The 17,831-nt window shown below is 61.1% G+C and carries 19 protein-coding genes; 11 read left to right on the top strand and 8 right to left on the bottom strand.

Features of this window, described 5'->3' with window-relative positions; translation table 11 throughout:
- Both ASG47_RS15120 and ASG47_RS15115 read left to right on the top strand, forming a co-directional pair.
- Entirely contained in the window at positions 1-1,176 is a 1,176-nt protein-coding gene (locus tag ASG47_RS15120; protein WP_061910468.1) for an AAA family ATPase, read from the top strand.
- A gap of 69 nt (positions 1,177-1,245) precedes the next feature.
- Complete coding sequence (locus ASG47_RS15115; protein WP_061910466.1) at positions 1,246-1,443, top strand: DUF1059 domain-containing protein; 198 nt, start codon at positions 1,246-1,248, stop codon at positions 1,441-1,443.
- Here ASG47_RS15115 and ASG47_RS15110 read toward each other — a convergent pair.
- From ASG47_RS15110 to ASG47_RS15100, 3 genes are all read right to left on the bottom strand, one after another.
- Entirely contained in the window at positions 1,440-2,609 is a 1,170-nt protein-coding gene (locus tag ASG47_RS15110) for a CCA tRNA nucleotidyltransferase (RefSeq protein ID WP_082511763.1), read from the bottom strand. The genes ASG47_RS15115 and ASG47_RS15110 overlap by 4 nt on opposite strands.
- The gene (locus ASG47_RS15105; RefSeq protein WP_162243266.1) at positions 2,606-3,232 is read right to left on the bottom strand and encodes a CoA pyrophosphatase; all 627 of its coding nucleotides are present in this window, start codon (positions 3,230-3,232) and stop codon (positions 2,606-2,608) included. The genes ASG47_RS15110 and ASG47_RS15105 overlap by 4 nt, the downstream gene beginning before the upstream one ends.
- Before the next feature lie 76 nt (positions 3,233-3,308).
- On the bottom strand, positions 3,309-3,857 hold the full coding sequence (locus tag ASG47_RS15100; protein WP_082461314.1) for a GNAT family N-acetyltransferase: 549 nt from the start codon (positions 3,855-3,857) through the stop codon (positions 3,309-3,311).
- Between the two features lie 351 nt (positions 3,858-4,208).
- On the opposite strand from ASG47_RS15100, the gene ASG47_RS15095 reads away from it, so the two are divergent.
- Together ASG47_RS15095 and ASG47_RS15090 are read left to right on the top strand one after the other, a co-directional pair.
- Positions 4,209-5,168, top strand: a complete 960-nt coding sequence (locus tag ASG47_RS15095) for a glutathione S-transferase family protein (protein WP_061910462.1) — start codon at positions 4,209-4,211, stop codon at positions 5,166-5,168.
- A 72-nt stretch (positions 5,169-5,240) separates the two neighbouring features.
- Positions 5,241-5,720, top strand: coding sequence for a hypothetical protein (locus ASG47_RS15090; RefSeq protein ID WP_061910460.1), 480 nt, complete (start codon positions 5,241-5,243; stop codon positions 5,718-5,720).
- 3 nt (positions 5,721-5,723) lie between these two features.
- On the opposite strand, the gene ASG47_RS15085 is transcribed toward ASG47_RS15090, so the two are convergent.
- Positions 5,724-6,197, bottom strand: a complete 474-nt coding sequence (locus ASG47_RS15085; protein ID WP_156352220.1) for an NUDIX domain-containing protein — start codon at positions 6,195-6,197, stop codon at positions 5,724-5,726.
- The gene (locus ASG47_RS20885; protein ID WP_162243265.1) at positions 6,191-6,427 is read right to left on the bottom strand and encodes a hypothetical protein; all 237 of its coding nucleotides are present in this window, start codon (positions 6,425-6,427) and stop codon (positions 6,191-6,193) included. Before ASG47_RS20885 ends, ASG47_RS15085 begins: the two co-directional genes overlap by 7 nt.
- A 24-nt stretch (positions 6,428-6,451) precedes the next feature.
- Between ASG47_RS20885 and ASG47_RS15080 the strand changes: the two genes are divergently transcribed.
- The 4 genes from ASG47_RS15080 to ASG47_RS15065 all read left to right on the top strand — a co-directional run bounded on the left by ASG47_RS15080 (position 6,452) and on the right by ASG47_RS15065 (position 10,315).
- Positions 6,452-7,300, top strand: a complete 849-nt coding sequence (locus ASG47_RS15080) for a metallophosphoesterase family protein (RefSeq protein WP_062631595.1) — start codon at positions 6,452-6,454, stop codon at positions 7,298-7,300.
- Positions 7,301-7,363: 63 nt separating this feature from the next.
- Positions 7,364-8,695, top strand: coding sequence for an endonuclease domain-containing protein (locus ASG47_RS15075; protein WP_156464124.1), 1,332 nt, complete (start codon positions 7,364-7,366; stop codon positions 8,693-8,695).
- Positions 8,685-9,986 carry a UDP-N-acetylmuramoyl-L-alanine--D-glutamate ligase gene (gene murD / locus ASG47_RS15070; protein WP_061910452.1) on the top strand — a complete coding sequence of 434 codons (1,302 nt, stop codon included), beginning with the start codon at positions 8,685-8,687 and terminating at the stop codon, positions 9,984-9,986. The genes ASG47_RS15075 and murD overlap by 11 nt, the downstream gene beginning before the upstream one ends.
- Positions 9,983-10,315, top strand: a complete 333-nt coding sequence (locus tag ASG47_RS15065; protein ID WP_061910450.1) for a DMT family transporter — start codon at positions 9,983-9,985, stop codon at positions 10,313-10,315. Before murD ends, ASG47_RS15065 begins: the two co-directional genes overlap by 4 nt.
- On the opposite strand, the gene ASG47_RS15060 is transcribed toward ASG47_RS15065, so the two are convergent.
- Positions 10,316-12,055: a tetratricopeptide repeat protein gene (locus ASG47_RS15060; RefSeq protein ID WP_061910448.1), complete on the bottom strand. Its 1,740-nt coding sequence runs from the start codon at positions 12,053-12,055 to the stop codon at positions 10,316-10,318.
- 272 nt (positions 12,056-12,327) lie between these two features.
- On the opposite strand from ASG47_RS15060, the gene ASG47_RS15055 reads away from it, so the two are divergent.
- Positions 12,328-12,774: a hypothetical protein gene (locus ASG47_RS15055; RefSeq protein ID WP_061910446.1), complete on the top strand. Its 447-nt coding sequence runs from the start codon at positions 12,328-12,330 to the stop codon at positions 12,772-12,774.
- Between the two features lie 359 nt (positions 12,775-13,133).
- Here ASG47_RS15055 and ASG47_RS15050 read toward each other — a convergent pair whose 3' ends face one another.
- A complete protein-coding gene (locus ASG47_RS15050; protein ID WP_061910443.1) occupies positions 13,134-14,180 on the bottom strand; it encodes an NAD(P)-dependent alcohol dehydrogenase in 1,047 nt (348 codons plus the stop codon).
- A 178-nt stretch (positions 14,181-14,358) separates the two neighbouring features.
- Here ASG47_RS15050 and ASG47_RS15045 point away from each other — a divergent pair, with 178 nt between their 5' ends.
- Complete coding sequence (locus ASG47_RS15045) at positions 14,359-15,828, top strand: diguanylate cyclase domain-containing protein (RefSeq protein ID WP_061910441.1); 1,470 nt, start codon at positions 14,359-14,361, stop codon at positions 15,826-15,828.
- A 6-nt stretch (positions 15,829-15,834) separates the two neighbouring features.
- On the opposite strand, the gene ASG47_RS20745 is transcribed toward ASG47_RS15045, so the two are convergent.
- A complete protein-coding gene (locus tag ASG47_RS20745; RefSeq protein WP_156352219.1) occupies positions 15,835-15,996 on the bottom strand; it encodes a hypothetical protein in 162 nt (53 codons plus the stop codon).
- A 125-nt stretch (positions 15,997-16,121) separates the two neighbouring features.
- Here ASG47_RS20745 and ade point away from each other — a divergent pair, with 125 nt between their 5' ends.
- Entirely contained in the window at positions 16,122-17,831 is a 1,710-nt protein-coding gene (ade, locus tag ASG47_RS15040) for an adenine deaminase (protein WP_156464123.1), read from the top strand.

Below are 17,831 nucleotides of genomic sequence, written 5' to 3'. Positions count from 1 at the left end.
ATGACCCTCGCGACGCTAGAGATCATCGGTTATCGATCGGTGCGCCGCATCCGTTTCCCCCTGCGCCAATTGACCGTCCTCGTCGGCGGCAATGGCGTCGGGAAAACAAATCTCTACCGCTCGCTCGAATTGCTGCAGAGCGCCGCCAAGGGCACGCTGGCCGACGAATTGGCCCGCGAAGGCGGCCTCTCCTCGGTCTTTTGGGCGGGCGGCAAAAACCTCACGGAAGACGGCAGCTTCGACCCCAAATACCGCACCGATGGCTATCGCTCCGGCGAACCTCAACGGCTGGCGCTCGAAGCGGAATTCAGCGAACTCGATGGCTTCCCGGACGGCTTGAACTACCGGCTCGAAGTCGGCTTCGCTCCCGCTGAAAGCGTCGCCGCCTTCCCCAATGAAGCGCAGGTGAAATCCGAACTGGCGACGATGCGCCATCGCGGCAAGCCGGTCATGCTGATGGAGCGCAAGGGCAACATCGCCTGGGCGCGCGATGCCGATGGACGCCGGGAAATTGCCGACGAAGACTTGCTGCCCAGCGAAACTGCCCTCTCCCGCCTCGGCGGACGCCCCGAAATCGCTCGTCTGCGCGACGCCATCCTCGGCTGGCGCTTCTTCCACGGCTTCCGCACCGACCCCGATTCGGCGCTGCGCCGCCCAGCCCGCGCCGTGACCTCCCCGACCCTCGCCCCAGACGGCAGCAATCTCGGCGCCGTCTTCGCGACCCTCCGCCACATCCGCCAGGACACCACCGACCTCGACCGCGCCATCGCCGATGCATTCCCCGGCGTCGCGCTTGAAGTGCCGCCGGTCGGCGAACACGCCACCTTCGGCCTCCGCTATCCCGAAATGCCCAAGCGGGTGTTTCTGCCCCACGAACTGTCGGACGGCACGCTGCAGTTCCTGGCGCTCGCCGGCGCACTGCTCTCTTACCGCCTCCCGCCGCTCATCGCCCTCAACGAGCCCGAAACCAGCCTCCACCCGTCCCTACTGCCGATCCTTGCGCGCATGATCGTCAAGGCCGCCGAGCGCAGCCAGATCTGGGTCGTGACCCATGACCGCGACCTGGCCGAAGCCATCGCGCAGGAAAGCGGCGTCCTCAGCCGCGAAGTCATCCGCAACGACGACGGCACCTGGATCGACGGCCTCAACATCCTCGGCGAGTTCACCGACGACTAGGTGCACCGCTGCAACCTATAAGTTTCTGACCCGTTTACCCTCTCCAATAGAGACGAAGGAGAAAACGACATGAAACGTTTTGAATCCGGTACGCTCATTCCCGGCTCAACCTGGAAAGCCGAGGCCGAAAGCGAAGCCGAAGTTGTGCGCCGCGCGGTCGAAAACCTGAAGAATTACCACGGCGAAACCGAAGTGAGACCCGACATGGTCGAGCGCATTAAGGAGCGCATAGTGGACGTCGATAGTGCCGGTGACACCAAGCACTAAATTTGGGCGAGCAACTCGTCCTTACTCAAACTGAAGCCGCTCTCGATCCAGAGCGTCTCAAGTCGGGCCAGGGTTTTTCCAACCTCTGGCCCGGCTTTTATGCCTGAATCCAAAAGGTCCTTTCCCGAAACTGGCATCGTCGGGTCAGGCAAACGCCCCAGTTCCCGCGCTGATTCCATCAACCGCTCGCGTGGCCAGTTTTCCCTCGCAGCGGCCACGGCCAGCGCCTCAATGGCATCTTCCCGAAACGCATAGACCGCTCTCGCGATTTGATCCGCCGACGCCAGGCTCGCTGCAGCGGCTATGCGCTTTGCCGTATCGACCGCAGCGTTAGACAACCGCCACCGCTCCTGAAATGCATCGAGATCGCCACCGGCCACGATCGACAGCCGCGCCGCCGCCCCGGCCCCGCCAAGCGCCTCATATCGCACCAAAGCCGCCAATATCTCCCGCGACAGTGCCAGCAACCCGATCTCGCTCATCACTGCCAGCGTCAGCGCCACCTTGGCCAATCCGAGCATGCGCCACATCTCGGCGCCCACCCGCTCGGCAGAAATATGATCGAGCCTGCCCGCCGCATCCTGGCACGCCGCCAACCCCTCCGGATCAAGCCGCTCGCCCCCATGGCTCGCCGTGAACCGAAAGAACCGGAACACCCGAAGGCCATCTTCCGCAATTCTTTCAGTGGCTTGGCCGATAAACCGGACTCTCCCATTGAGCGCATCGCCAGCGCCGCCCAATGGATCGAACAGCGCACCATCCGACCCGCAATAAAGCGCGTTCATCGTGAAATCGCGACGCTTGGCGTCTTCCGTCCAGTCCGTCCCGAACTGCACCTGCGCGTGCCGGCCATCGGTTTCAACATCGCGCCGCAATGTCGTCACCTCGACACTGGTCTCATTGAGCCGGAGCGTCACCGTCCCATGCTCGATGCCGGTGGGATAGGCCGCAATGCCATGCGCCTTGGCCCTCTGCATCACTGCGACCGGCAGCAGCTCCGTTGCCATGTCGATATCGGAATCGGGCCGCAACCGTCCCATCAGCGTATCGCGCACGATGCCGCCCACCGCCCGCGTCGTGCCCTCTGCGCCGTCGAGCGCGGCAAAAATCTGCTGCGTCTCAGACCGCTCCAGCCATTCCGCCGCCGGCAATCGCTCCGGAATCACGCCGCAACCTCGCCCAGCACCAAGTCCCGGAATTTTCGCGTCAGATTCGCCGTAATGCCCCAGATGACGTGCCCATCGTGGTCGATCTGCCAGGTCGAATGTTCCTTGCCGCCGCGGCTGATGCGAAACCGGCCATAGCTGCCCGAATCCAAAATCCGCTGCAGCGGCACTTCGAACACCGAATGCACCTCACCCGGATTGGGCACGAATGGCCCCGTCGGCGTCACCTCGGCAATAACCGGCGTGATCAGATAATTGCTGCCGGTAAAATAGGGCTCCATATAGCCGAGCACCTTGGCTTCGGCGGGGTCGAGCCCGATCTCTTCATTGGCTTCCCGCAGCGCCGCAGCCCCGGCGTCTTCATCGTCCGCATCGACCTTGCCACCCGGAAAGGCCACCTGCCCCGAATGCGAACGCAGATCCGGCGAGCGCTCGGTATAAAGCACCGTATGCCCCTCTGGCCGCTTCACCAGTCCAATAAGAACCGCCGCCAAAACAGGCGGCCGCGAAAATGGTTCGAGCGGCGCCCAATCGGGCACGAGATCACGCCCCTGCGGCAGGCTCGGCGGCGACGGCAATAGCCGCCCGGCGAGCATTTGGGCAATCGGGGTATAAGAAGACAAAGGGACGTCCGGACAATTGTGCATCGCTGGCCGCAGCTTACGCGACGGTATCAGCCGATGCACCCGTTTTTGCGCTCTACTTGCCGGCGTCGAAGGCCGCGATCGAGCCCTTAAGCGTCGTCGCCAATTCAGGATCATCGGCCAGCAGCAAAACGCGGCTCGTATCGACCGGCCCAGGAAACTGGATATTTCCCGGGGTCGTCGGCACCCAGCCGAGCGGGCAATAATAATCCTGATCACCGACCAGCAACACGAAGTGCCCCTCGCCGCGCGCCAGCGCCCGCTTGCTGACTTCCCGCGCCAAAAGCTTGCCGGCGCCCCGCTTGCGGAAATTGGGATGGGTCGCGAGCGGCCCGAGGAGATAGCCCTTCATGCCGCCGACGCTGATCGGGGTCATCCACACCGAACCGCAAGCCGTGCCGTCGACTTCTGAAATCAGGCTCAGGCTCTGGTCGATCGGAAACCGTTCGCGCACGCGAAAAGCGGTCCGGGCAAACCGGCCGGGGCCAAAGGCAATGGCCTGCAGATCGTCGACGAAAACATCGTCGGCGGGCGTCGCAGGCCGCACAGTGAGTTGACCGGAAAGAGGGGCAGCAACGGCCTCAGCCGCAACAGGCGTGTTCATGGGTCTGATCCAGGAAAGATTTCGTGCAGAAGAACAAGCGGCAGCCCCTCGGGCACCGCGCGAAAACGACCAACTAGGGTCGTCGGAACATCTGCAAAACCTTCACCATCCTGGACGCCTCCACGTCTGAATCCGCATTAGCACCAGCGTGGTCACGCGTAAATGGGAATATCTGCGTCATGGCCGAAATTCCTCTCTCCAATGGATCGGTGTATCCCAAATGCACAACGCATTGTTGCGCGCGCGGTGCCTTATCGTTGTTGCCCCTCGCCTTTAAGTATCAGCCAGACGCAACGCTTATCCAAAATAAGCGTAGAAAACCGACAGCAAGATGACCGAAAGGGACCAAAGATGGGACAGTTGATCGACGGCGAATGGTCGGACAAATGGTACGATACGAGCAAGACGGGCGGAAAATTCGTCCGCTCCCAATCCGGCTTCCGCAATTGGGTCACGGCCGATGGCAGCCCTGGGCTCACCGGTGAAGGTGGCTTTGCCGCCGAAGCCGGCCGCTATCACCTCTATGTCTCCCTCGCCTGCCCTTGGGCTCACCGCACCTTGATCTTCCGCAAGCTCAAGGAACTCGAGAGCCTGATCTCGGTCTCGATCGTCTCGCCGAAAATGCCCGACGAAACCGGCTGGAGTTTCAAGACCGACGAAGGCTCGACCGGCGACACGCTGCTCAACAAGGACTTTCTCTGGCAGGTCTATACCGAAGCCGATCCGAAATATACCGGCCGCGTCACCGTCCCTGTCCTCTGGGACAAGAAGACCAACACGATCGTCTCCAATGAAAGTGCGGAAATCATCCGCATGTTCAATTCGGCCTTCAACGAGCTGACTGGCAATACTGACGACTACTATCCCGAAGCCCTGCGCGGCCGCATCGACGAGATCAATGCCCGCGTCTATGACGACATCAACAACGGCGTCTACAAAGCCGGCTTCGCGACCACTCAGGAAGCCTATCAGGAAGCAGCCAGGAAACTTTTCGATGCCCTCGATTGGGTCGAAGGCCTATTGGGCGACAATGCCTACCTGACCGGCGATAGCATCACCGAAGCCGATTGGCGCCTGTTCACGACGCTGGTGCGTTTCGACGCCGTCTATTTCGGCCACTTCAAATGCAATCTAAGGCAGATAGCGGATTATCCGAATCTCTCGCACTACCTAAAGGCGCTCTATGAGGTGCCGGGCGTCAAGGAAACCGTCGATATCGGCCATATCCAGACGCACTACTATTGGAGCCACACGACGATCAATCCACATCGGATTGTGCCCATTGGCCCCAAGCTGGCCTTCATGGACTAAGCCGAGTTCGAGAAAGGATCGTTTGCAGAAAAGGGACGTTGTGCCACCGACACTTTTTCGGAGCACACCCCCATGTTGCGGTCCTTTCTCATCGGTCTCGTCGCAGGACAGCGCGGCATTAGCCCGCTTGCGGCGATCGCCATTGCCACTAATCGCCAGGAAATCGACGCTAGCCTGCCGTTCCAGAAACTCTTCCGCAATCCGGTCGTCACAGCAGGCGCGACGGCATTCGCTGCCGCAGAAATGGCCGGTGATAAGATGAAATCGGCGCCAGACCGAATTGTGCCCATTGGCCTTGCCGTCCGGAGCATCACCGCAGCCTATGCCGGTGCCGCCCTTGCCCCGAGAGATCAACGCACCACGGGCGCGGCCCTGGCTGTCGTTACCGCCCTTGCATCATCCTATGTGGGTTGGCGCATCCGCTGCGCCGCCATGGAGCGCTACGGCCAGACAAAGACCGGCTTGGTCGAAGACGCTATCGTTTTTGGTACGGGCCTCGCCGTGGCCAACCCAAGTCTCACGCAAACCAAGCGACTGCCCGGCCGCCGCTAAGCCTCAATAACCCCAGACATCCCGCTTTGGCGCACCGTCGAAAACCTCGTCGATGCGCTGCGACGTCGCGGGTGTCACGCCGTCCGGCAGCTTGGTTATCTCGAACCAGCCGCATTCGGCGATTTCGTGATCCTTCTTCCGCTCGAAGGCAAATTCGTGCTGCCGGGCGATATAAAGCAGAACATGGTCGCGGTTCGTCACGACGCTGGTGTTGTGATAGACGCCAAAAAGCTCCATCGGCCCAGTCACCCGATGCCCCGTTTCCTCCAGCGTCTCGCGCGCGGCCGAAGCCTCCGCAGTCTCGCCGGGCTCGATCCCGCCGCCCGGAAACTGCCATCCGGGAATGAGTGTATGCTTGATCAGAAAAACCTTATTGCCATCGATCAGCATCACCTTGGTGCCGATGGTCATATGGCGGATAATGCCGATAATCGTCAGAAACACCTTGGCACGAACGCGCTGGAATCGGGTCAGCATCGGCAGTCGTTCTCCTGAAAACTGATCGAGGGGTAGCGTTTCCAGCGCAAAAGTCGATAGTTCATTTTGCTGGCTGCCATGCAGCCAAGCGCTTTCCTCATGCGTTTGCGCCGCATGATCCAAGTGGATAAAGCCGATTTGTCCTGAATTTCCCGCCCCAGGTCCCGATTGACCGTTTCCCTGCTGCCCAGCATCTGGCAAAACCCCATTCGATGATTACGCTCGCGCACATATCGGACCTCCACCTGTCTCCTATGCCCGAAGTGGGTCTCAAGGACTTGGTGGGAAAACGCATCACCGGCTACCTCAATTGGAAGCTGAAGCGCCACGGTGAGCTTAATGCCGAAACGCTCTCGCGCCTCGTTGCCCATATGCAGGAGCAGAACGCCGATTTCACCGCCGTCACCGGTGACATGACCAACCTTGCTCTGCCCACCGAAGTGCGCCGGGCCGGCGATTGGCTCAAGGCTCTCGGCGGTTCCGATAAGGTCGCCGTCTGCCCCGGCAATCACGACGCCTATGTGCCCGGAGCCCTCGAAAATGCCCGCGAAGAATGGGGCAGCTATCTCGAAGGCGAAACGCTTGAAGGCGAAACCTATCCCTTCGTTCGCCGCGTCGGCGATCTCGCCATCGTCTCCTGCTCGAGCGCCGTCCCCACCGCCCCCTTTCTCGCCATCGGCCGCTTCGAAGAAAAGCAGGCTGCGCGGCTCGATCGGATGCTCAAACTCCTCGGCGATGCCGGGTATTTCCGCGTCGTCATGATCCACCATCCGCCCAATCCCGAGCTGCAGCACCCCTCATTCGGCCTCAAAGGCCACCGCATCTTCCGCAAGGTGATTGCCGAACGCGGTGCCGAATTGATCCTTCACGGCCACACGCATCGCTCCTCGATCCACCACATCCCCGGCAACGAGCACGAAGTGCCCGTCATCGGCGTGGCAGCAGCGAGCGCCGCGCAAGGCGGCACCCTCGACGATCCCGCGCGCTACAATCTCTTCCGCATCGAAAAAGCCGGCAATGGCTGGTCCTGCACCATGCGCGAATACGGCTTCCAGCGCATCGGCACCGATATCGTCATGCGCATGCAGATGCGCATCTACTAGCGTACCACTACTGCCGCGGCCACAAATCACCTATATGAGTGACCAAAGCCGCGTGAGTTGCCCGTGACCGAATCCTTTTCCATCGACCGTCCCAGTTTTGACCCCCAGAGCGGCGAAGCCCGCTTCAGCTATCGGCTGAACGATCTCAGCTTCACCGAAGTTCTGGGCCTGCCCCCTGGCGCCGATGCCGCAAAGGCCGAGAGCCCGGCCTTCCGCAAACTTCTCGATCTCACCGCCTTCGTCCTCGGCGTAAGCTATTTCAAACTTCGCGCACCCTTTGAAATTGCCGCACCCGACGTCAAGCTGACCGAAGCCGAAAAGGCCTTCGTCATCGACGTCTACGAAAACGGCCTCGGCGAATTTTACGCCCGCAACGATCTCGCCCGCTTCGGCCGCCTCAAGCTGACCACCGCACTCGATTCCGAGACGCAGAAACCGACGCTGTCCCTGCCCGAACGCACCCTGCTCCCGATCGGCGGTGGCAAAGACTCCCTTGTCAGCGTCGAACTCCTCAGCCATGTCGGCGTCGACTTCACGCCCTTTGCCGTCAATCCCAAGGGACCGATCCTCACCTCGGTCGACGCCATCGGCCGCGCGCCGCTCTACGTCACGCGCACCCTCGACGCCGAAATGATCCGGCTTGGCAAAGAGCCCGGCTACTACAATGGCCACGTCCCCTCGACCGCGATCAATTCCATGATCGCCTCGCTTTGCGCCCTGTTGTTCGGCTACGATCAGATCGTTCTCAGCAACGAACGCTCGGCCAGCGAAGGCAATATCGAATTCGACGGTCGCGAGACCAATCACCAATATTCGAAATCCCTTGGCTTCGAGCTGCTGATCGCCGACGTGCTCTCGAATGCCACCGGCGGCGCCCTCAAGTATTTCTCGCTGCTCCGCCCCTATTCGGAAGCCCGCATCGCCTCGCTATTCACCCAGGGCGGTCGCTTCGATTCCGTCTTTTCGAGCTGCAATCGCAATTTCCGCCTCAACGGCAACGACGGCCCGCTCTGGTGCGGCGAATGCCCAAAGTGCCACTTCGTCTTCCTGATCTTCGCGCCCTTTATGGCTAGGGATCGCTTGCTGAAAATCTTCGGCAAAAACCTCCTCGATGAGCCCGCCAACGAACATTCCTTCCGCGAACTCTCCGGTCTCACCGGCCAAAAACCCTGGGAATGTGTGGGCGAAATCCTCGAAGCCGCGGCTTGTTTCTACACCCTCACCCGCCACGCCGATTGGCATCAGGATGCCGTGGTCCGTGGCGTAAAGGCGGACCTTTTCGCGCAATATGGCGAAGAGCAATTACAGCGCGCCATGGCCGAATGCCTGACCGATAGTCACGACCACCACATCCCGCCCGCCCTCGCGGCAAAGGTGGCCGCCCATGCGGTTTGATGCCCCGATCCTCCTCTACGGCGCGGGCCGCGAGGCCAATTCCACCCGCCAATTCCTGAAGCGTCATCAGCCCGATCTTCCCGTCTTCGTCACCGTCGATAGCGGCACCGCCGACATCCCCGACACCGAAGCGATCAGCCCCTCAGATCTCCCGGCCGCCATCGCCGAGCGCCGCTTCGGCACCATCGTGAAAAGCCCAGGCGTCTCCCGATACAAGCCGATCTTCGACACCGCCCGCGCAGCCGGCATCGAGATCACTTCCAACCTCAATCTCTGGGGCGCCACTTATCGCCGGGGCCGCACGGTCATCGCCATCACAGGCACCAAGGGCAAATCGACCACCGCGACCCTTGTCCACTTGATGCTCGCGCGCTCCGGCCTCGATGCTGGCCTCGCCGGCAATGTCGGCCTCGCCCCCCTCGAAATCGCTGACAAACATGCCATCGTCGTCTTCGAGCTCTCAAGTTATCAAACCGCCGACATGGCTTTCACGCCCGATGTCGCCGCGATCACCAACCTTTATCCCGAACATGTCGACTGGCACGGCTCTGTCGAGCGCTATTACGCCGACAAGCTCAATCTCGTTGATCGCGACGGCAGTTTCGCCGTCGCCCTCGGCAAGGCGGCCGCGCCCAACGCGCTGGTCGCCAAAGCCGTCCGCGACCATCGCCGACTGGTCAAATCCCTCAGCGAAGCCGAAGCGCGCGCGCTCGAAAGCGCCGTGTCGCAATCGCGCCTGAAGGGCGCCCATAATCTCGACAATGCCCAGCTTGCCGCCGAGATCGCTCTGGCTGTCGGTGCCAGCATGGATGGCATTCTCGCCGGCATCGCCGCGTTCCGCCCGCTGCCGCATCGCCTCGAAGAGCACCGCCTTCGCGATCTGACCATCGTCAACGACTCGATCTCGACGACACCGGAAGCCACCAAAGCGGCTCTCGCCGCCTATCCCGGCCGTCGCATCGCGCTCATCGCCGGCGGCCACGAGCGCGAGCAAGATTATGCCGAGCTCGCCAGCCTCCTCGCTCTGCGTGGCGTGACGACGCTGATCACGCTCCCGGTCACAGGCACGCGCCTCGCCAGCGCGACCCGCAAGATCGCGCCGAACATCACTGTGACCGAAACGGAAAACCTCGAAAGCGGCATCGCCACGCTAGCGACCCAGCGCGATCGCTTCGATGCGATCATTCTGTCCCCCGGCGCCCCGTCCTATAATCAGTTCAAGAATTTCGAAGAACGCGGTACGCGCTTCGTCGAACTCTGCAAGACGACCTTTGCGGACCCCGCATCATGAACGGCGCCGCCTATCTCGCGATAGCCATTATGGGCGAAGTCATCGCGACCTCCTTCCTCCGCGCCTCCATGGGTTTCACCCAACTCGTTCCCTCGATCGTTGTCGTCGTGGGCTATTGCATCACCTTCTACTTTTTCTCGCTGGCGCTGCAGACCATTCCCGTTGGCATCGGCTACGCCATCTGGTCCGGTGTCGGCATCATCCTCGTCTCGATCATCGCCTATTTCGCCTATGGCCAATCGCTCGATCTGCCTGCTCTGATCGGCATCGGCCTGATCCTCTCCGGCGTCCTCGTGATCAACCTCTTCAGCCATTCGAGCGGCCACTGATCAGAACGCGGTCACCAGCGACATTTGCGGCACCCCAGCTTCGGCCAACCCCATCCGGATTCGATCGAGCAAAGCCGTGTCGGTGATCCGCCGACGCAATTGGGTAATGATGCCCCCCGCCCGGAACGAGGGCACTTCCAAAACCCGTGGCAATTCCTTGGCCACTTGCTCCTCGTCGCCCTGCCCTTGAGCGGCGAGGATCGCCAATATCGGCCCCACTTCCCGATCCGCCCGCGCATAGGTATCGGCAAACTGCTCGGCTTGCGAGAAATCGCCGGTTTCCAATGCCGCAAGCGCTGGCACCCCATAGTACCAGTCGGGAATTGTCGTCGGCCCGGACAAGGATCGTTCGGCAAGTGGCTCAGCCTGATCGAGCCGGCCAATAAACGCGAGATGCCGCGCATGCGCCGCGACCGCATCGAGATTGGCCGGATTGGTCTGTAAAGCCGTGCCATAGGCCGCCTCGGCTAAAGCGTGCTCCGCCATGGCCTCATAAAGCCGTGCGCGCTGTTCCCAAACAAAACTGCTGGTCGGCAGCGCCTGCACGGCCTTTACCAACATATCGCCAGCCTCGCGATATCGGCCCAGCCGAGCTGCTGGAGTAACATCGCGATTGCCCGGAGCTTCCGCGATGATGCTCGCCACCGCCGCCAAGGCAATGCCGTTGTTCTGATCCTGCTCGGGCAAGGCTGCGTAACACGCCTGCGTCCGATCAGCCGCCGCCGCTGTCATGGTCTCGCGATAGATGCTGAACATGATCCGGCAAACATAGGGGCTTTCGCCACCGGTCGGCGCGCCCTGCATCAGAAGATGTCGCGCCCGGGCATGGAGCGGGCCGCGCGCGCTACCCAGAACAGACGTGATGTCGATGGAAAGCGCCTCGATCCGATTCGTGTCCGCAAGCTGAGAGCCGCTGACCACCATTGTGCGATTCCAGATGACATTATTGGTCGCGACCTCGGTGACGAGCACGCTGTACTGGTAATTTACCTGGGTTGCCGGATCACGGCGCACGATGCCCGTCAGCGTATAGCCGTCCTTGGGCAGGGCCTGCCCGCCGATTTCCCCGCGCCCGCCATAATCCACATTGAGGAAATTGAGCGTCTGCATGCGATCGACGAGATCGACGGCCAGTCCCGCTACTGCGGCTGTGATCGTCGGGTCATCCGTCAGGTTCTGAAATTCCATGATGCGGATGCTGGGCTGCTGGATCGCCCCGTTGCGCGCGACCTGCTGGTCTTGCCGCGGCCCCCAAGTCGAAAGCGAGTAGGCAAGCGCTGCAGCGCCGATCGCTATGACCAAGAGAACGAGCCAGGAAACGGTGACATGTCCGCGCCGTGCAGTAGGCGTCAGGTCAGGCTCGCTGCCCTCGTCGTCGACGACATCGGCTGGCTCCACCACATGCTCGACAAAATCAGGTACATATCGTCCAACCGGCAAGACGATACGAACGCTATCCTCTGCTCCCGGTCCCGCATAATACTGGTCGAGAAGCTGCCGCATCCGCCGCGCCTGCACGCGCACGATGGGATCGCTCTGCGGGTCGAAATCGGCTGAGCGGCCGAAGACATCGACAGCGATCGAATAGGCTTTGATGGATTGAATATCGTCATCGAGCCGATGTTTGACGATATAATCGAGGAAGCGGACGATCTGCGGCGACCGCGCCATATCGGGCCAAGCCGATAGCCGATCGAGTGCCGCAAGCACCTCTTCCCTCGTCACGCCGTCCTCGGCCATTTTACCCCCGCCTGGACGTTAATAGTGCCGCGTTACATGTAAAAAGCAAGCGCTACTTACCTGCACTTTACCCGGTGTTGCCTAGCGGCGCAGCGCCGACCCAGACATATGCCGGGTGTCGGTGCAGTTCTCCCGGCTTGTTCCCAGCGGCTCTCGTCCCTGGAACGCGTTACGACCACCACAGTAGTGATTTCTAAACGGCATGCGGCGCGACGCTTCATGCCTGTCCAAGAGTAGCTTTGCCCGGAGCGGCGCCGGGCAAGAGGTAGCGTGTGTCCCTTTCAATCAAGCATTCACCCTTCATTGGGCTGATCGATGACGACTGCCATTCGGCACGTCTCTTCATGCGGATGCTTGCTGAAAACGGCGGCCCTGCAGTTTGTCACTTCGGCGATGGCGCAATCGGCCTTCAGGGTCTGACCCGCGTTTTGGAAGATCCTCTGGCGCAATGGCCGGATTTTCTGGTCATCGACCTTAAGGATCATAGCAGGGCGACCTTGGAATTTGTTCGTAGCCACCACGGCTGGCTTCGCCAAAAAGGCGTCGACATCGTGGTGATGGTCCCCCCGACCGATCGGGCGGGCCGATCCAGTTACCTTGAAGCCGGCGCGGCAGCCGTCTTCTTTCGCCAGCCCGAACTCGACGCCTATCGTTGGGAGCTGGATGGCATAGCGGAATTCTGGGTGCGCAATGAGCGCCTGGACGCCGTTGGCATGTAACTCCTGCGTCCACAGGTTACATGCCTCGACGGGAAGCAGAGCGGCCGGGCTGACTATCGCCCGGTATTTCCCAAGCCCTGCTTCCCGTCCTCGAATACGGGCGTCGATCTGCACCATCGACGTCTGGACGCCGGTTCAGCTCCAAGTGAACTGGCGAGGGGGCACGGTTGCGATACCTCCCGATCGCAACCGTACAGGGGGAGAAGTATCCGCCGGCAGCACATTGTCCCTCAATGCTGCCTGGCGACCAATATACTTCTCCCCGCGGCCCATCAGCGGTTCAGCTGTCGCTAGACAAAACAGTCCATCTTTGTTGATCAGCTGACGGCCTGCGTTCGCCCGTGTAGGTGATGCTCAGTTTAGCGCTCGACGCGGATCTGCAGTTTGACGTCGTCGGGCCGCGCTTCCACTGCCCGGTCGAATGCCGCCTTGGAATCTTCGAAGGCGAACGTTTCGGAAATCAGCGGCTTGAGGTCCACCTTGCCCGAGGCAATCAGCGCGATGGCGCGGTCATATTGATGGGCATAGCGGAAGACATTTTCGATCCGCAATTCCTTTGTCGAGGCGCCAGCAATGTCGACCTTGACCGGCTCGACGGGCAGACCAACGACGACGATCGCGCCGCCGGGCCGCGGCAGGTCCATGATCGTTTCCCAAGCCTTGGGCGATCCTGAACATTCGAAAACAACGTCCGCGCCCCATCCATCCGTGATCTCGCTGACCTTTTCGGCGATATTGGCGTTGCGGATATTGACGGGAATGATCCCCTGATACTGCGCCGCGATATCAAGCTTTGGCTGCGCCAGATCGGCAATGATCACGCGGGCACACCCACCTGCCAATGCCGCCAATGCCACCATCGTGCCGATTGGTCCCGCGCCAAGAACGACCGCGGTATCTCCGGGCGTGATCTTGGCCTTGGCCGCCGCCTGCATGCCGACTGCGAATGGTTCAACCATCGCGCCTTCGGCAAAACTGACATTGTCCGGCAGTTTGAACGTGTAATTTGCAGGATGCACGACTTCAGCCGTCAGCACGCCGTGGATCGGCGGCGTCGCCCAGAAGCGGACAGCGGGATCGACATTGTACATGCCAATCCGGCTCGCCCGCGAATTGGCGTCAGGAATGCCAGGCTCCATGCAGACGCGATCGCCCACCTTGAGGTGATCGACGCCCTGCCCGACCTCGACCACTGTCCCCGATGCCTCATGGCCGAGAACCATCGGCTCATTGACGACAAAAGGCCCGATCCGGCCATGCGTATAATAGTGCACGTCCGACCCGCAGACCCCCACCGTATGGATCGCGATCCGCACCATGCCCGGACCAACCTCGAGCGGCATATCAATATCGCGCAGGGCGAGTTCGTGTTGACGTTCAAGCACCAGTGCACGGACCATAGCCATGGATTATCCTCCTCTATTCCCAGATAGATTTACTTGATCACTCGGGCGAGGAACAGGCCGCAAACTTCCCCCGGCGTCACGGAAACAGTTGATTAACGCAAGTTACAATCTGCGATCACGATTCATCCTCCACTCATCGTCCTGACATAGATTTCTCCGTGCCTGACTGGAGCGCGCTATGTCGGTCAAAGACCGTTCGCATTTCTCGACCCGCTTTCTGTTGCCGCTGATCGCGGTGGCGGTGATTGCGCTCGTCGGTCTCGGCAGCTTCCTCGTCTGGTCCGCCCAGCGGATCGATGCGGATGCCTATGGGCACGAGAGTGAGCTGCTGAAACGCGGAATTGCTGAACTCGCCGTCAATATGAAGACAGCGCAGCAAGATATTGCCGTCTGGGACGAAGCGGTTTCTGCGTACGAAAGGGGCGACAGCGCCTGGCTTGCCGAAAACCTCGGCAATTACGCCTATCAGACCTATGGCCACAACCGCGTTTACCTCGTCGATTCCGATCATAACCCTGTTATGGCGGTGCACGAAGGTGGCCATGTCGCGCCCGAAACGTCCGTCGATACAATCGATCGGCTAAAGCCCCTCCTCCAGCAGTTACGCACACTTGATGTTCAGGCAGCCATTTCCGCCTTCAACGAAGGCAATACCGAAACGCCGCCCAACATCGTTGAATTCACCATGGTCGATGGTCACCCGGCCTTGGTCGGCGCCATGCCTCTCCTGTCGTTGAGCGGCTCCAATCCATCCGAGCTGGGGTCTGAAGCCATCTTCATCTCCGTCGTCCTGCTCGATGCCGAAATGGCGAACTACATGGGGACGGAATATCTCGTCGACAACCCGGCCTTCACCCTCGAAAAACCGGCAGGCACCACTGCCGTTCCCGTCGTCGACGGTTCAGGTCAGACGATCGCCTGGCTCGATTGGAATGCCTCACGTCCGGGCTCTCATCTGATCAGCGACACTCTCCCCGCGCTCATCGCCGGGGTGCTGATCACGGCGCTGATCATCGTCCAACTCCTGCGCAGCCTGCGCCGCGTCCTCAAGCAATTGCAGGCCGAACGCGAAGAAGCCCATGAACGCGCCCTCCGTGATCCCCTGACCGGCCTCGGCAATCGCAGCATGTTCCGCGCCACGCTCGAAAGCTGCTTTGCCCCGCCGACCGACAATCAGCCGCGCCTGGCGCTTCTTGCGCTAGATCTCGATCACTTCAAGGAGGTGAACGACAGCATGGGCCACGCGGCAGGCGACGAATTGCTCACCCTCGTCGCCCGACGCCTCGCGCCTTTGCTCTCGCAGAAGGACACCCTCACTCGGCTAGGCGGCGACGAGTTCGCGGTGATCCAGCCGAGCATTTCCAGCCATGACGAACCGATCGAGCTTGCGAAAAAGATCGTCGCTGAACTGTCCAAGCCCATGGCGCTGTCCAGTGGCTCGGCAACCATCGGAGTCAGCGTCGGCATCGCGACGGCCTGGGATGTCGCCAAAAATGCCGAAGATCTGGAGCGCTTCGCCGATGACGCGCTTTACCGCGCCAAAAACAGCGGCCGCAACCGCTTCTGCCTTTACGGCTCTACGGAAATCAACGAGCCATCACGGCAGCAAAATGAATTGCGCGGCGCCTTCAGCACGCGCCGCGCCTGAAACGCCTCAGGTGGTCGGCGCAGGCATCATCATGTTGTAGATGATGAGGATAACCGCAAATGCGATCACCACGCCGATAAGAGATACAACTAGCACGCGCATATTCATCTTGCGCGGGCTTGCCTGCCGAACCTCGGTGGCATTCTTGTTCGGATCGTAGGTTTCCATGCGTCAGCTCCCGAATGTGTTGATGATTCCAACGTCTTGCGCACACCAGGGTTCCTTTTGAGAGGGCTTGACGCAGCGCGCCGCCCGACCGACCCTTCCATATGACCACAAGAAAGCCCTTGCCGATGACCTCCCCTGCCCTCCTCACCCGCATGATCATGGCTGGACAGGGCAAGGAACCGGCCGACCTCGTCATCCGCAATGTCGGCATGCTCGACGTCATGACCGGTGCGGTCACCGTCACGGATATCGCCGTCGTCGCCGACCGCATCGTCGGCACCCATGCCCGCTACGAAGGCAAGACGGAGATCGACGGCACCGGCCGTTTTGCTGTTCCCGGCTTTATCGACACCCATCTCCATATCGAATCCTCGCTCGTCACTCCGCTCGAATTCGACCGCTGCGTCCTCCCCCATGGCGTCACCACCGCCCTCTGTGATCCACACGAAATCGCCAATGTTCTTGGCGCCGAAGGCATCCGCTATTTCCTCGATAGCGCCGAGCGCACCATCATGGATGTGCGGGTCAACCTTTCCTCTTGCGTGCCCGCCACCCCCTTCGAAACCGCGGGCGCCCAGCTCGAAATCGAAGATCTGCTGCCCTTCCGCAGCCACCCCAAGGCCCTTGGCCTCGCCGAGATGATGAATTTCCCCGGCGTGCTGAACGCCGATCCCGGGATTCTCGCTAAGCTCGTTGCCTATCAGGACGGTCACATCGATGGCCACGCTCCCCTCCTCCTCGGCCAGGCGCTCAATGGCTATCTCGCCGCTGGCATCCGCACCGACCACGAAGCGACAAGCGCGGCCGAAGCGCGCGAAAAGCTCGCCAAAGGCATGGCGATCTTGATCCGCGAAGGCTCAGTCTCGAAGGACCTGAAAGCCCTCGCCGAAATCCTCGACGAAAACACCTCGAGCTTCGTCGCGCTCTGCACCGACGATCGCAATCCTCTCGACATCGAAGAAGAAGGGCACCTCGACAGTTCCATCCGCCGCCTGATCGCCATGGGACGCCCCCTTCACCATGTCTATCGCGCCGCAAGCCACTCGGCTGCGCGCATCTTCGGTCTCCGCGATCGCGGCCTCCTCGGCTCGGGCTGGCGCGCGGACATCGTCCTCGTCGATAGCCTAGAAGACTGCCGCGTGTCCGACGTCATCGCTGCCGGACGCCATGTCACGCCTGCCCTCTTCGACACGCGCAGCCATGTGGAGCCGGTTGGCCTCCTCTCCGTCAAAGCCAAGCCTGTTGCGGCCGAGACCTTCATCACCGAAGCCAAGCCCGACCAAAATCGCGTGCCGGTCATCGGCGTCAAACCCGGTCTCATCCTGACCTTCCGCGAGGAAGCGACACTCGCCACCACAGAAACGGGCCTGCAGCCCGATCTCGCTGCCGACGTCATCAAGGTCGCCGTCGTCGAGCGCCATGGCAAAAATGGCAATATCGGCCGCGCCTTCGTCACCGGCTTTGGCCTCAAGCGCGGTGCCATCGCATCGTCGGTCGGTCACGATAGCCACAACATCACTGTCGTCGGCGCGACCGACGAAGATATGGCTGTTGCAGTCAATCGTTTGATCGAACTGCGTGGCGGCTTCGTCGTCGCCGATGGTGGCAAGGTCACAGCCGAACTTGCCCTGCCGATTGCCGGCCTCATGAGCCTCAAATCCTTCGAGGACGTTGCGCACGATCTTCACATCCTCCGCGATGCGGCCAAGAATCTGGGGTGCGTGCTGCCCGAACCTTTCCTTCAGGTTTCGTTCCTCGCGCTGCCTGTTATCCCGCATCTCAAAATGACCGATCGCGGGCTGTTCGACGTCGACACGTTCGACTTCGTGAGCTGA

The sequence above is a fragment of the Devosia sp. Leaf420 genome, assembly GCF_001425445.1.
Lineage (GTDB): Bacteria > Pseudomonadota > Alphaproteobacteria > Rhizobiales > Devosiaceae > Devosia.
Note: the sequence above shows the minus strand (reverse complement) of the source record. Positions and strands in the feature narration are given on the sequence as shown.

Bases quoted from the DNA above. Each gene is read 5' to 3' on its own strand.
- ASG47_RS15120 (WP_061910468.1), top strand. From the start codon at position 1: ATGACCCTCGCGACGCTAGAGATCATCGGTTATCGATCGGTGCGCCGC.
- ASG47_RS15115 (WP_061910466.1), top strand. From the start codon at position 1,246: ATGAAACGTTTTGAATCCGGTACGCTCATTCCCGGCTCAACCTGGAAA.
- ASG47_RS15100 (WP_082461314.1), bottom strand. From the start codon at position 3,857: ATGAACACGCCTGTTGCGGCTGAGGCCGTTGCTGCCCCTCTTTCCGGT.
- ASG47_RS15095 (WP_061910462.1), top strand. From the start codon at position 4,209: ATGGGACAGTTGATCGACGGCGAATGGTCGGACAAATGGTACGATACG.
- ASG47_RS15090 (WP_061910460.1), top strand. From the start codon at position 5,241: ATGTTGCGGTCCTTTCTCATCGGTCTCGTCGCAGGACAGCGCGGCATT.
- ASG47_RS15085 (WP_156352220.1), bottom strand. From the start codon at position 6,197: ATGCTGACCCGATTCCAGCGCGTTCGTGCCAAGGTGTTTCTGACGATT.
- ASG47_RS15080 (WP_062631595.1), top strand. From the start codon at position 6,452: ATGCCCGAAGTGGGTCTCAAGGACTTGGTGGGAAAACGCATCACCGGC.
- murD (WP_061910452.1), top strand. From the start codon at position 8,685: ATGCGGTTTGATGCCCCGATCCTCCTCTACGGCGCGGGCCGCGAGGCC.
- ASG47_RS15065 (WP_061910450.1), top strand. From the start codon at position 9,983: ATGAACGGCGCCGCCTATCTCGCGATAGCCATTATGGGCGAAGTCATC.
- ASG47_RS15060 (WP_061910448.1), bottom strand. From the start codon at position 12,055: ATGGCCGAGGACGGCGTGACGAGGGAAGAGGTGCTTGCGGCACTCGAT.
- ASG47_RS15050 (WP_061910443.1), bottom strand. From the start codon at position 14,180: ATGGCTATGGTCCGTGCACTGGTGCTTGAACGTCAACACGAACTCGCC.
- ASG47_RS15045 (WP_061910441.1), top strand. From the start codon at position 14,359: ATGTCGGTCAAAGACCGTTCGCATTTCTCGACCCGCTTTCTGTTGCCG.
- ASG47_RS20745 (WP_156352219.1), bottom strand. From the start codon at position 15,996: ATGGAAACCTACGATCCGAACAAGAATGCCACCGAGGTTCGGCAGGCA.
- ade (WP_156464123.1), top strand. From the start codon at position 16,122: ATGACCTCCCCTGCCCTCCTCACCCGCATGATCATGGCTGGACAGGGC.